Source organism: Mesorhizobium waitakense, from assembly GCF_056431085.1.
In genome coordinates, this window is record NZ_JBWKME010000155.1 from 39,317 (window position 1) to 51,698 (window position 12,382).

The 12,382-nt window shown below is 63.1% G+C and carries 9 protein-coding genes and 3 pseudogenes; 6 read left to right on the top strand and 6 right to left on the bottom strand.

Going from position 1 to position 12,382, the window contains the following annotated elements:
• The first annotated feature begins 153 nt into the window (after positions 1 to 153).
• Entirely contained in the window at positions 154 to 1,353 is a 1,200-nt protein-coding gene (gene repC / locus AC07FD_RS29490) for a plasmid replication protein RepC (protein ID WP_478352707.1), read from the top strand.
• 35 nt (positions 1,354 to 1,388) lie between these two features.
• Here the strand turns inward: repC and AC07FD_RS29495 are convergent.
• From AC07FD_RS29495 to AC07FD_RS29505, 3 genes and pseudogenes are all read right to left on the bottom strand, one after another.
• A pseudogene (locus AC07FD_RS29495) lies at positions 1,389 to 1,546 on the bottom strand (integrase); the annotation flags it as partial.
• Between the two features lie 171 nt (positions 1,547 to 1,717).
• Positions 1,718 to 2,080, bottom strand: a complete 363-nt coding sequence (locus AC07FD_RS29500; RefSeq protein ID WP_379101726.1) for a hypothetical protein — start codon at positions 2,078 to 2,080, stop codon at positions 1,718 to 1,720.
• A 108-nt stretch (positions 2,081 to 2,188) separates the two neighbouring features.
• Positions 2,189 to 2,803 (bottom strand): annotated as a pseudogene (locus tag AC07FD_RS29505) (site-specific integrase); the annotation flags it as partial.
• Between the two features lie 80 nt (positions 2,804 to 2,883).
• On the opposite strand from AC07FD_RS29505, the gene AC07FD_RS29510 reads away from it, so the two are divergent.
• The 3 genes from AC07FD_RS29510 to AC07FD_RS29520 are packed head-to-tail and all read left to right on the top strand — an operon-like array spanning position 2,884 to position 6,383.
• On the top strand, positions 2,884 to 3,888 hold the full coding sequence (locus AC07FD_RS29510) for a DUF1403 family protein (protein WP_379016878.1): 1,005 nt from the start codon (positions 2,884 to 2,886) through the stop codon (positions 3,886 to 3,888).
• 3 nt (positions 3,889 to 3,891) lie between these two features.
• Positions 3,892 to 4,587, top strand: coding sequence for an SMC-Scp complex subunit ScpB (gene scpB, locus AC07FD_RS29515; protein WP_120017790.1), 696 nt, complete (start codon positions 3,892 to 3,894; stop codon positions 4,585 to 4,587).
• Positions 4,584 to 6,383 (top strand): SWIM zinc finger family protein, encoded by a 1,800-nt coding sequence (locus tag AC07FD_RS29520; RefSeq protein WP_478352708.1) that lies wholly within the window; start codon positions 4,584 to 4,586, stop codon positions 6,381 to 6,383. The genes scpB and AC07FD_RS29520 overlap by 4 nt, the downstream gene beginning before the upstream one ends.
• Before the next feature lie 84 nt (positions 6,384 to 6,467).
• On the opposite strand, the gene AC07FD_RS29525 is transcribed toward AC07FD_RS29520, so the two are convergent.
• From AC07FD_RS29525 to AC07FD_RS29535, 3 genes are all read right to left on the bottom strand, one after another.
• On the bottom strand, positions 6,468 to 8,855 hold the full coding sequence (locus tag AC07FD_RS29525) for a TOTE conflict system archaeo-eukaryotic primase domain-containing protein (RefSeq protein WP_478352709.1): 2,388 nt from the start codon (positions 8,853 to 8,855) through the stop codon (positions 6,468 to 6,470).
• 207 nt (positions 8,856 to 9,062) lie between these two features.
• A complete protein-coding gene (locus AC07FD_RS29530; protein WP_478352710.1) occupies positions 9,063 to 9,749 on the bottom strand; it encodes an RES family NAD+ phosphorylase in 687 nt (228 codons plus the stop codon).
• On the bottom strand, positions 9,742 to 10,419 hold the full coding sequence (locus tag AC07FD_RS29535; protein ID WP_478352711.1) for a hypothetical protein: 678 nt from the start codon (positions 10,417 to 10,419) through the stop codon (positions 9,742 to 9,744). Before AC07FD_RS29535 ends, AC07FD_RS29530 begins: the two co-directional genes overlap by 8 nt.
• Before the next feature lie 426 nt (positions 10,420 to 10,845).
• Here AC07FD_RS29535 and AC07FD_RS29540 point away from each other — a divergent pair, with 426 nt between their 5' ends.
• Together AC07FD_RS29540 and AC07FD_RS29545 are read left to right on the top strand one after the other, a co-directional pair.
• Positions 10,846 to 11,307 carry a cold-shock protein gene (locus AC07FD_RS29540; RefSeq protein ID WP_478352712.1) on the top strand — a complete coding sequence of 154 codons (462 nt, stop codon included), beginning with the start codon at positions 10,846 to 10,848 and terminating at the stop codon, positions 11,305 to 11,307.
• 586 nt (positions 11,308 to 11,893) lie between these two features.
• A pseudogene (locus tag AC07FD_RS29545) lies at positions 11,894 to 12,382 on the top strand (HPP family protein); the annotation flags it as partial.

The window sequence follows — 12,382 nt, forward strand, 5'->3', positions numbered from 1 at the left end:
AACCGCAAAAGAAAAAGGCCCCCGAACGTCACCGTCGCGGAAGCCCTTCTCGTCTGTCGCAAGCTGAGAATCGCATTTCCCCGAATCACTGTCAAGAGTCGTGGCGCCGTTTTGGCGAGCAGATTTCTTTTGCCTAATCGAGGGTGAAAGAAAATGGAGACGGGTATTGCAACGACGCCCTTTGGGCGGCGGCCGATGTCGCTTGCCATGTTGGCGGCACAGAATGACTCGAAGGAAATCCCCGACGGCAAGGCCGTCGAGAAATGGCATATCTACCGCAACCTTTGCGAGGGCAGGAGCATTGTCGGGGTCGGCGATCGCTCTCTGGCCGTTCTGAACGCGTTGCTGTCGTTTTATCCGGACAGCGAGTTGAGCGAGGAGAACGGCCTGATCGTGTTCCCCTCCAATGCACAGCTGTCGCTGCGAGCCCATGGGATGCCTGATGCTACGCTCAGGCGGCACCTGGCAGCCCTTGTGGGCTGCGGCCTGGTCATCCGACGCGACAGTCCGAACGGCAAGCGCTATGCGCGCAAGGGGAGGGGAGGGGACATTGAGGAGGCGTTCGGCTTCTCTCTCGCCCCGCTACTGGCCCGTGCTGATGAGTTCGAAGCGGCCGCCGAGCGCGTGCGCGCCGACAACAAGGCCCTGAGGCTAATGCGCGAACGGATTACGCTGCACCGTAGGGATGTTCAAAAGCTGATCGAGGCAGCCGTGGAGGAAGATATGCCAGGCGATTGGGGCGGCCTGTGGCGGCGTTTCCGCGCTGTTGTGGAGGCGATTCCGCGTCGGGCATCCCTGGGCGAGATGGAGCTGATCGTGGGCGGTCTGGCCGCGTTGCACGAGGAAGTGGACATCCTGCTGGAAAGCTTCATGAATTCCACGAATCCGAGCGGCAGTGAGTCTCAAAACGAGCGGCAGCAATCATATTCAAATCCCGACTCTATTTTTGAATTTGAACCTGCTTTGGAAAAAAGCACGGCGCGGGCAGAGCCAAATCCCGACGGGAAGCCGAAAGGCTATCCGCTCGGCCTTGTGCTGAAAGCGTGCCCCGACATTGTCGACTATGCCGTGGAGGGAATTGGCAGCTGGCGCGATTTCATGATCACTGCGGCCCAGGTCCGCGGATACCTGGGGGTCTCGCCGTCGGCTTACGAGGATGCTTGCCACACAATGGGCCAGGAGACGGCTGCCGTGGTGATCGCCTGCATCCTGCAACGTTCCCAGCACATCAACTCGGCCGGCGGATATCTGCGCGTGCTGACCGAAAAGGCGAGGGCAGGGGAGTTTTCGGTGGGACCGATGTTGATGGCGGCGTTGCGAACGAACGGGGTGACGGCAAAGATGACGGGTTGATCCGAGCGCGAAATTTTTGACGTTGCCGATGGTCGCTACACGATCAGCCGCGCCGAGTGCCCCACTTGCTGCTCGGCGTCGTTGTAATCGTGCGAGGACTGTTGCACGGCGCGGTGCTGGGGCTGTTGCATTGCCTCAGCCAGCGGGATCCCACGTCTGGCGGTTCCGTGAGAAAGCCAGAGCTCAGGCCATGGGGCACTGAACAGTTTGTGTCGGTTTTGCTTCCGGATTTCAATTGAAACGCTAGGCTGAAAATCCGCACGCCACGACTGCGCCAATTCGGCTCTGGGCGGGAGAGCCCAGACGCCTTGGTGAGGTTGGCCCGGAACCGATCGCACCGCCGAGCGGCAGTCTGCAAACCGCGCTATTTCTTGGTGGCCAGCGATTGCTTGAGGAGGACGATCTCCTTCAGTGAGATGGTGTGCCGTTGCTCAATCCGCTTTAGCTCGCCTTCCAAATAGGCATTTCGCCTGTCGAGCCGGGCGCGGTCTTCATCAAGAAGCTCAATTTTGAGTAACGCGTTATGTAAAGTATGCCGCTGCTCCTCGAAGAAGGCGCGTTCGACGATAAGCTGTGTCTCTGAATCGAACGCATCTTCGATGACACGCTGCACACGAACTGCCCTGCCGGCAGCAGCCAATCGCGCACGATAGGCGCGCTGTCGTTCCGCCGGCGTTAGCGCATCTGGTTGACGGGGGCGGCCACGCGGGTGTTTCGGTGTATCCATGCTTCTAGTTTAGCATAACGCGTTACGAAAACAAAGCCACCCCCTTGCTTCGCAACGTCACGGCTTTTGGTGAGAGGAAAGGAAGGTGATGTCAGAGCCCCGACGCCTTTAGCGAGATTGGGCGCGCCGCCGCTGATATTTGCGCGTCATCTCGGTTGAGGCGTGGCCACGTTGTTTCTGGACGTAACGCTCCTCGATGTCGGCCGAAGGAGGCCAGGTCGGCGCGCAGCGAGTGTGCGGAGAAGAGCAGCCCACGTTCCTTTTCCGGGAGATCGGAGCGGACGCCAGCTGCGAGTGCGGTTTGCTCGAGATGCTTGCGGAGAGCGGCTCGACGTCGACGGTCTTGTTGTCCTTGAAGATTTGCCGGAAGAGGGGGGCCCTCTCCTGATGCGGCCGAAGCCGTTCGAGGGTGGCTGCAAGACAGGTCTGGTCAGCAACCATCCCGATCCAGGCTGCGACGAGAACGGCGCAGGCCGCCCGCAAAGCCCCAAGAGCAGGATTGCCCGATCGCGCAAGTCCCTCAGATCATGGCCGAGCATGTTGACCGTCGTCTTGATGCTGTCGCCGAGCGCGGCCTCGTTCTGCCGTGGCGGCTTTGCATGCTTTCCTGCGGATGCCGGGGAGCGCTGTCCATGGGCTGGCCGCGCCTGGGTAAAGTTCCAGGCAACCGGAGAGCCGCCGTTCGCGTCGCGACCGAGCGCGCAGTGGCGCCGTGTTTATCGGTCATAAAAGCCTGTCGACGAGCGCGGCGGTTTTGGTTCAAATTATTGTCAAAAGCGCCGCCGTGGTTCATCCTGTCGATAATGATTCTACGCCCGAAACCGTCCCGACCGCACGTTGTCGAACCTGCCCATGCCGAGCCGCTCGCACTCGCGACGCCGACGCCGGTGCCGTCCTGGCTGCGCCGGGCCGCGCGGCAGCCGCAGACGCTGGAGGATGCCGCGATTATGGCCGGCGCCGCTATCGGCGCGCTCGATGCAGTCGTGCGCCGGCAAGAACGATGGGCTGGCGCCTGGCGGCAGCGGCTAGCGCTTGCTGCCGGCGCGGTGACGGCAAGACAAGCGGGCCGCGTCGAGGATGAAGTACCATTGCGCGATGCTGTGCTCCTGACCCGCCCCGGCGATGACGTCGGCCCCGCCGGCCGGATGTTTTTGGCCTGGCGTCGGTTGGCCACGCGGCCTACGGAGGAACTGCTGAGCGAGCCGGGCATCGCCGAGGTTCTGGACGATCTGGGTCTCGCACGCGACGATGGGACGGTATCTGATCTTTTGGATGACCTTCGGCAACTCGCCGGCGCCGAAGGGGTGGTCGCAATCCTGGGTGGGGCGCTCGCCAGCGCGGAACGGCATGGTGTTGGGCGCGCGGGAGCATGGTTCGCGGATGCGCTGCTGGCGCAACGGCTTGGCTGGGGCCATGCGGTGCCGTTGTTGGGCACGGAGGCCGAGCCGGGGGCGAAGCTCGCGCGCGCACGACGCCCGGGAACAAGTTTGGCGACTGGCGTGGAGCGCCAACCCGACCAGACCAAAGGACTGCTTTTCGCGCACGCGCGCGCAGCGCTGCGCGCCATCGATCTTTCCGCCGAGCTCGGACGCCGCGCGGATCGGCTGCTCGCGGTGGCGCCGAAGTTGCGCGCCCGGGCGTCGGATCGCGTCGTCGAAAAACTGCTGTCCGGCGACGCAATTGTCGCCTCGGAGAAGATCGCCGGCATGAGCGATCGCGGCCTGCGCCGCCTTTTCGACCGTCTCGTCGATCTTGGCGCGGTGCGCGAGCTGTCCGGCCGCACCACGTTCCGCATTTACGGGCTGTAGCGGATGGTGGAGGGCTCTCGTACAAGACGAGGCAAAGGCCGGTCAGATGATCATCTGTTGGACCGCGAGCTCGATCACCTGCCGCCGGAGGTGCGCTGGCGGGAATGGATGAACCGCGTCGAAGCAACCGTCTTCGCGGCGAGTGAGCCGGTCACACGTAGTGTGCTCGCGCGAGTGGTTGGCGCCAGTTGCAACCTCGACCTCCTCATCGACGACATCCGCGAGGAGCTGCGCGGCCGCCCCTATGACCTGGTCGCGGTCGCCGGCGGCTGGAAACACCTGACACGGCCGGCCTATGCCGACGCCATCCGCGCCGCCGTCGGTGTCAGCGGGCGCGCGACCGACCTCACGCAGTCCGAGGTGTTGGTGCTGATGTGTGTGGCATATTTCCAACCGATCACGCGCTCCGAGCTGTCGTCGTTCTTCGGCCGGGAGATCAGCCGCGACCTGATCGGCAATCTGCGCGAGGCTGGTCTGATCGCGTCCGGTCCGCGCAGCCCGACACTTGGCGCGCCCTACACCTATGTCACCACGAAAGCGTTCCTGCTGCATTTCGGGTTTGACACGCTTCGCGATCTTCCCGACACCGAGGCTCTCGAGGATGCCGGGCTGCTCAACAAGGAAAAGCTGCTGGCGGACCTGACCGGCGCGACAGGGCTGTTCGGCGAGATCGAGGCAGAGGAGCAAGACCAGCCATGAAGGATCCCGCCTTTGGCAAAGACGCCGTGCGCGCTCTGGCGACCGCCGATTCCTTCGCGCGCGGCCGCGACTATGTGCGCAGCGGGGCCGTTTCCGGGCTGATGCGACGCGGCGACCGGCTGACCGCTCACGTCGAAGGCAGCGACTTCGCGCCCTACGAGGTGACGGTCGATCTGCACCAGGGTGGAGTCGCGGCGACGCGCTGCTCCTGCCCCTACGACTGGGGCGGCGCCTGCAAGCACGTCGTGGCCGTGCTCCTCAAATATCTCGACACGCCAGACTCGGTGGTGGAGCGACCACCCCTTGACGGGGTTCTCCGGAACCTCGATCGGGAGGCGCTGGCGGCGCTGCTCACCAGACGGGCCGAGGAGGATCCGGCATTCGAGCTGTGGATCGAGGCCGAGCTTGCCGCCGGCGCGCCGGACCCGCTTTCGGCCAGCCCCCGGCGAACCGCCGTCGACCCGGAGCCGATCAAACGGCAGGCCGAGGCGCTGCTGTCGGGACGCACTTCGCGCCGAGATCGCTGGAGCGACAATGGTGCCGCCGTCGACGAGGACGCTTTCGCGGCACTGATCGACAAGGCAAAGCCGTTTCTCGAAGCCGGGGACGGACGCAATGCGTTGAGGATTCTCGAGCCGGTGACGGAGGCGCTCGTGCCGGCATGGCTCGAACAGGCCGACTGGGACGAGACCCTGCACGAGTTCTTTCCCGTGCTCGGCCAGATGATCGCGGAAGCGGTGCTGTTGGGCGGCCTTCTCCCGGAGGAACGGGACGACCTGATGGTCCGGCTCGACGTCTGGCAGGGCATGCTCGATGAATACGGCCTCGACGACCATCTACAGGTCGCGATCGACGCGCTCGAACAAGGCTGGGACGAGATCGGCCTCGACGATATTCTTGCGGGAAAGGGTCGCTCCTGGCCGCTTTCGGGCCACGGCGACTGGACCACGGCGCGGCTGACGCAAGCGCGGCTTCGAGTTCTCGAGATCGGCGGGCGGACGGACGAATTCCTCAACCTCGCCAGGGCCGCGGGACGCCATGGCGACCACGCCGCCATGCTGGTCCGGCGCGGGTGCAGCACAGATGCGATTGCCTATGCGCGCAAAAGGTTCCGCTCCGCCGAAGAGGCCCTCCAGCTTTCGCGCCTCCTGAAAGAGACGGGGCAAGTCGATGCGGCGCTGGAACTTGCGGGGTGGGGACTGAGCCTGAAACCGGAAGGCGATCGTCTATTCGGAGTGGTCGGCCTCGCCCGCTGGCTGCGCGACAGCGCCGCTGCGCTGGGCCGGGACACAGTTGCAGTCACGGCGGCGGGCAGCGCCTTCGAACACAGCCTGTCGCTCGAAGATTTTCGAGCGGCCGAGATGCTTGCGGGACCAGGATGGGCCGAACTGCGGCCCCACCTCCTGGCTTGCCTGGCGGCGCCGACGTACGCCCACGACCGGACCGAGATTTTCCTCGGCGAAGGCATGATCGATGAGGCGGTGCGATCCGTCGACGTCGAGAACACGCTGCGCAATCCAGCGAACGACGTGCTGCTGCGGCTCGTCGAAGCGGCGCACGCCAGCCATCCCGACTGGGTCATCGATGTCGCCGAGCGCATCGCCGCCAACATCATGGACGCCGGGCAGTCAGGCTTTTATGAACTGGCGGCGCAATGGCTGGAGAAGGCGGCGCTCGCCCATGACGCCGCTGGCCGGTTCGAGGACTGGATCACAAGGATCGATGCGCTGATCGAAAAGCATCGCCGCAAGCACAAGCTGCGGCCCTTGCTCGAGGCGCTGCGGCCGCGCGCATAGGCGCTTCGATGCAGCTGCGTTGTTCGCGACGAGGGACCAGATCGCGATCGCTTCGGGATCGACCGGTCGCAACCGCCCCCATCCCTATTCCAGACGGTATCCAAGCGCCCGGTATCCCGCCCGCCGCTTCGCGGCCATGCGCGCGAGCACCGGCACCGTTGCGTCGACATAGTCGTAAACAAGAATTTCGGACTTGTCCCGGTGTTCGCGATGGAGCCGTCCGACATACTGGGCGAGCGTCCCCTTCCACGCGATCGGCATGGTCAGGAACAACGTGTCGAGGCGCCGGTCGTCGAACCCTTCGCCGAGATAGCGCCCCGTCGCCAGAATAAGGCGTTCCTCATCGTCCGGCGCCCGAAGGGCGATCTCGGCCGCCTTGCGTTCGGCCGCCGACATGCCGCCGCGCAGCACGGCGAGGTTCTTCGTGAATTTGGCAAATCTGGTCTGAAGCAGTTCGAGATGATCCCGGCGTTCGGTCAATACGACCGGTGACCGCTTCGCCTCGAGCGCTCCGAGAACGTCGTCGAAGATCAGGTCGTTGCGACAATCGTCCGCAGCGAGCGCGGCGTAGATCGCTGGCATCGAGGGGCGTTCAGCGCCCGCGAGCGATGGAGGAAGCTGGAATCGGGTCGGCCTTTCCAGGACGCGATGGCTCAACCCGCTTGCGATCGTCTGATCGCGTGCGCTCGCCCGATACCGGACGGCCCCGCATTGCATGAAGATGATGGGATGGTGTCCGTCCTTGCGGGCGACTGTCGCCGACAGGCCGAGGACGTATTTCGCCTTGGCGCGCCGCGCCACCAGTTCGAAGCTGGTTGCGGAGAGATGATGACACTCGTCGACGACGAGATGGCCGTAGTCGGCGACCAGGTCTGAAACCTCGCCGCGCCGCACCAGGCTCTGGATAAGCGCGACGTCGATCATGCCGGTTGGCTTGCGGCGCCCACCGCCGACAATGCCGATTTGCCGAGGGTCGATTGCGAGGAAGGTTTTGAGACGCTCGACCCACTGAGTGAGCAGTTCGCGACGGTGCACCAGCACCAGCGTGTTGCGGGCACGCTCGGCAATCAGTGCTGCGGCGACGACCGTTTTGCCGAACGCGGTGGCGGCCGCCAGCACGCCGAAGTCGTGCGCCGCCAGCGCCTCCCTGGCTTCGATCTGCCTGCCGCGCAACGCGCCTAGGAACCGCGTGCCTTCGGAAAGCGCAGATCCCGCTTCCTGGCGGTCCACAACCTCGACATCACCGCCGTGATCCCGGATCAGCCTGGTCACGTCGTCGAGACAGCCACGCGGCAGGCCGACATGATTGGGATGGAGCTCGGCGCAGGAGATGATCCGGGGCTTATTGAAGGTCGGCAGGCGCATCGCCTGGGCACGGTAGAACTCCGGATTCTGGAATGCGGCCAGCCGAATGATCAGGGCCACCATGGTGGAAGGTAATCCGGAACGCTCCACATAGATCTGATCAGCGAGCACGATCTTGATCCGGCCCGGCAACGGTTCATCGATCCTGACTGGAACTCGCCGGGAAGGCGTCACGCGCCAGGGCTCGTCCGCCGATTCATCCTCGACCGACATGCGCACGCCAAGCACGCGCCCCACCGTCTCTGCCTCGTCCACCAAGCGGCTCACCGCATCGGCGGACAGACGCGGCAATACCGACAGAAAGGCCCACTGGTCGTCGTAAGGTCGCAAATCCCGGTCGACGAAGACGCTGTTGCCGCGTTCCCGCGCACGCCGCTGCAACGGTAGGGCGATGAGGTTTCCGAATCCGCCAATCGGCATTGTGTCCTGGCTGGGAAAGAAGCGGTCGTAGGAGGCAAAGCCGATCTCCGGGCGGCGCTCCATGGTTTCGGTCACGAGCAGGGAACCGAGCTGGCGCGCGGCGCGCCCCGGGATGGGCTCCGAGAAGAAGAGCCAAAGATGTCCGCCGTCGCCGGAGCGCGACCGCTCGAAGGCAGCGGAAATGCCCCTGGCTTCGCACGTCTCCATCAGAGCGGTCGCATCCACCCACCAGCTTTCCTCATCGAAATCGGCCGCCAGGAACCAGCAGGTTTCGTCGGGCAGCATCGGGTAGACGCCGGCGACGAAGTCTTCGGCGCTGGGTCGCGACGCGGTGCCGCCGCGCAGATGGCGCTCGATCATTTCGTCGGAAACCGGAATGAAGGCCTGATGGGGACAGACGCCACATTTAACCTTCGGCTTGCCGCAGATACCCTTCACCCATTCATTGGCGCAAGCGGGCGCGTAGCCCGATCGCCCTGCTTTCCTGTTTTCCCAGCGAACGGGATATACATCCGCTCTGCCGGCGAACAGGCGCCGGAACAGACCAATTTTCTCCGCCGCCGCCGCCGCATTGGTCACCGGTGCGGTCTTGGCGGCAGATGCGGCCTCACCATGCGAGAGTGGCGGCGTACTCAGTTGCTCAAGTTCGACGAGTCTCGCCTCAAGGGATCGCTGCTCCGCGGCCATCGACTTCAGGCGGGCGCGGATCCGCTCTATCTCGGCGTCTCGTTCAAGATCCCAATCCGACAAGCCTGGACAATCCCCATCATTCCGAGGTCAGAATCCCCGTGGGCGAGGCGCGTTGATAGCGGCACACTCCGATCAGACGGTCGCCGGAAGGCGCGGCTGGGGAGGTTGCCGCCCCCAAATTGCCCCGATCTCCTGTTTCCGCCATCAGAACCTGACGCCTACGATCTTTACGCCGATACGATCGGCGAGTTCGAGCAATGCGGAATAGACGTCAGAGTTCCCGGTCAAATCGAGCGACGCGCCGGAATGCACCAACATGTTTGCCGGAATTCGATCGCCAAACAGCATCACGGCCAGAGCCCGATCGTCCTGCCGAGAAACCCAGTAAAGTCCCTGGATATCTGGGCATTGTGTGTGAATGGCTTCAGCCCAGGGGCGTGTTGCTGAATAGCCGTCCTTCTCGGTGTCGATGATCTGGCTGCGCTTGATACCGAGTTTCCTTAGCGCAGTGACGCTCAGGTCAGCCAGGACGAAATCGCCCAGAGGCGTCACCTTCGAATAGACTTGATCGGCCAGTTTCACCTTGTCGTAGGTCTTCAGGCCAGGCGCGAATGGCACATCGTGGAAAACCGTTTCCATCGCCGCACAGTCAAAGGTCGTTCCGCCGTACAGAGTCGGGATACTGGCCCCATTTGCGTTTTTGATCGGGCTGAACCGGGCATTGCCTTTCAGGCCTGGATTAAATTCCGCGCCGGCATAGAGGTTCAGATGAATACGATGGATAACTTGGCCCACCGGCCATATCGTTCGGGTGATGATATCCTGCAAATTGTTCGATGGAACGGGAACTGGACTTGTCCGGGATCCCGGTCCCATCGTTGGTTTAGCCATGGAGTGCGCCTACCAACTCGTCCCCGGCGGCCGCAAGAACGCGCTCGGGTTGCGCTATGAGCATATCTTGCGGACGCTTACCCCCAAGGGAGCTGTTGACCGATGCAAACCAATAGGCGAGCCCCCAATCATCCTTTTTCCCGGAAAATACGCTCAGAACCTTGGCGAGCGCCTTGATGGGCCGATATCCGGCGGAATCCAGAGCATAGCCGGGGAAATAGTCTACACCCCGATGCCGAACCGCAAAGATCTGGCCTTCTTTCTTCCACTTGTTTGGCTGCGCACTTGGATTGCTGGTGCTGAACCCAGCCATATTGGCGATCTGGGAAGCCGTCAGCCAATCACCGCTTTCCAGCACTGCCCTTCTCGCCTCGGCCGTCATCCGCGCCTCCACAAGCATATGCTGCGGGGGCGGTACCTGAGGAACCAGAGCCTCGATTATTGAACCAATGGCTTCGCGTTGGCGCCTCATCAGGATGGTACGAACGAGAGGCGCGATGCTGACGACCGTGTCCGCGAGCGCGCGGATGGCAGGTTCACTCCCGTGCTCGAACGTTAGCGCTATGACCTGCTCCGCAGTCAGCCGATCAAGTTGGTCGCCAACCTGCTTCGGTGTTCCGGTGAGCGCGCCAAATCCCGAAAGTTCCAGGGTGTCATTGGTACGTGCCATGATATCCCGCTCCGTCTGTGTGGTGAGGGTGGTTACATATATAGAAAGATAACCAATCTCATCAAGTGGTGCTGGAAACTTTTTAGCCGCAGGCGACCGTCGATTAGCTCGCCAGCCATCAATTGTACGCTCCGGCAGCTTTCGCCTTGCCCCCGTTCGCACGGCGCCCCGTGCCCAGTAACGTCGCCTAAAGAAGCAAGATATGCGCCCACATGTCCATTTGACACAAACGCATCGTACGATGGAGATTACTCTGACGGGAGCGCAGCTCTCCATGCCAGTCGAGACGATGATGAGCAAATATAAAGATTACCGCCAGCCACGGCGTCGCTATGACGATGACCCGGTTTCCTTTTCGGAGCGGACTTCCGAGCCAGCTACTTTCAGCACTCGCCAGCCGTAACTCCAGGCGCTGTCGACGCCGAGGTGATCTGGTTCAACGCCAGCAAGGGTTTTGGCTTCGTCAAGCTGTCCACCGGCACCGAGGCGTATCTCCACATCCGGGTGTTGGAAGCTGCCGGCAGCCGCGATGTTTCCGAGGGGACGCATCTCAAGGTCACAGCGCAAGAAGGTCCACGAAGTCGCCAGATCGTCAAAGTCCTCGATATCGGCGAGCAGATTCCGAAAACTCCGGCAGATGAGCGCTTGGCGGGCGAGTCCATTGCCGCGAGCAGTGCGCAGCTGGAGAGCGGAGGCACGGTCAAGTGGTTTAATCCCGAAAAGGGCTTCGGCTTCATTGCTCCCGAGAACGGTGAAAAGGACGTCTTCGTTCACGCTACCGCACTGACCCGCTCAGGGCTCACCGTGCTGATGGAAGGGCAGAAAGTGTCTTTCCAATACGGGCAGGGCAAGAAGGGCCTGGAGGTTCGGAGCATTCGCCTCCTCTAGGCGCCGATAGATCGGCCATGGCCGAAACTACCTTCATACAAAAGAAAAGCCCGCTGCCGGGAGGAGGTGGCAGCGGGCTCTATTTTCGAATACGGCGCGGGAGGAGGTGCACCGCATTCAGTATCGGCATCCATCTGGGAGGAGGAGATGGCCGACAGCAAGATGATACCGACGGGCCGCCGATATTGCAATGCACAATTTCGTATCGCAAATGCGAAGGTGACGACAAGCCTGCCTGGCAACAAGCCCGATGGTTCCATCTGCCCCCAGGGCACTAGGCCCTTCACAAGGCCAATCTGGCGTGCGGCCTCGCCGCGGTCGCCGCCGCATGAAGCGGGTTCCTTGCCAACCGATTCCGAAAACCCGCGCAAGCTCTAAATCTATAGACCGGTTCGGCCGACCCGAACCGCCCCAAACCGTTCGCCGGCATCGCGAAATACTATTTCCCGAAGCGGCTGGTTCTTGGATCGGGTTGGCTTCCCAATTCAACAGTCTGGCGTCATTGGGGGCGATCACGCCGCAATGACGCGTTCCGCATCAAGTCTGAGGTTTTCAGCCATTCCATGGCCTTCCGCCTTTTTGCCCCATCCTTGCCGGCGCGACGCCGCGCGAGCGCATCATCGCCTGTATCGGCGCGACGATCGGCATTGCGCTGACCGGCACGATCGGCGGCCTGGCGCTCGGCAACGGCCCGCACGTGCCGCTGCTGGTGGCGCCGATGGGAGCCTCGGCGGTGCTCCTGTTCGCGGTGCCGGCCAGCCCGCTGGCGCAGCCATGGTCGATCATCGGCGGTAACACGATATCGGCGCTGGTCGGCGTGATCGTGACGCAGTTCGTGCATGAACCTGTCCTTGCCACCGGCATTGCCGTGGCGCTGGCTATCGCCGCCATGTCGTTCACACGCTGCTGCATCCGCCAGGCGGGGCCGCCAACCTGATCGCGGTGTTCGGCGGGCCGGCCGTCATCAGCGCCGGCTTGCTGTTTCCCTTCGTCCCGGTGGCGCTGAACTCAATCGTGCTGGTGGCACTCGGCTACGTATGCGGACGACGCGCTACTGATACAGGCAGCGACGTCG

Excerpts from the sequence above, each read along its gene's own strand:
- repC (WP_478352707.1), top strand. The coding sequence starts at position 154 with ATGGAGACGGGTATTGCAACGACGCCCTTTGGGCGGCGGCCGATGTCG.
- AC07FD_RS29500 (WP_379101726.1), bottom strand. The coding sequence starts at position 2,080 with ATGGATACACCGAAACACCCGCGTGGCCGCCCCCGTCAACCAGATGCG.
- AC07FD_RS29510 (WP_379016878.1), top strand. The coding sequence starts at position 2,884 with ATGATTCTACGCCCGAAACCGTCCCGACCGCACGTTGTCGAACCTGCC.
- scpB (WP_120017790.1), top strand. The coding sequence starts at position 3,892 with ATGGTGGAGGGCTCTCGTACAAGACGAGGCAAAGGCCGGTCAGATGAT.
- AC07FD_RS29520 (WP_478352708.1), top strand. The coding sequence starts at position 4,584 with ATGAAGGATCCCGCCTTTGGCAAAGACGCCGTGCGCGCTCTGGCGACC.
- AC07FD_RS29525 (WP_478352709.1), bottom strand. The coding sequence starts at position 8,855 with ATGGCCGCGGAGCAGCGATCCCTTGAGGCGAGACTCGTCGAACTTGAG.
- AC07FD_RS29530 (WP_478352710.1), bottom strand. The coding sequence starts at position 9,749 with ATGGCTAAACCAACGATGGGACCGGGATCCCGGACAAGTCCAGTTCCC.
- AC07FD_RS29535 (WP_478352711.1), bottom strand. The coding sequence starts at position 10,419 with ATGGCACGTACCAATGACACCCTGGAACTTTCGGGATTTGGCGCGCTC.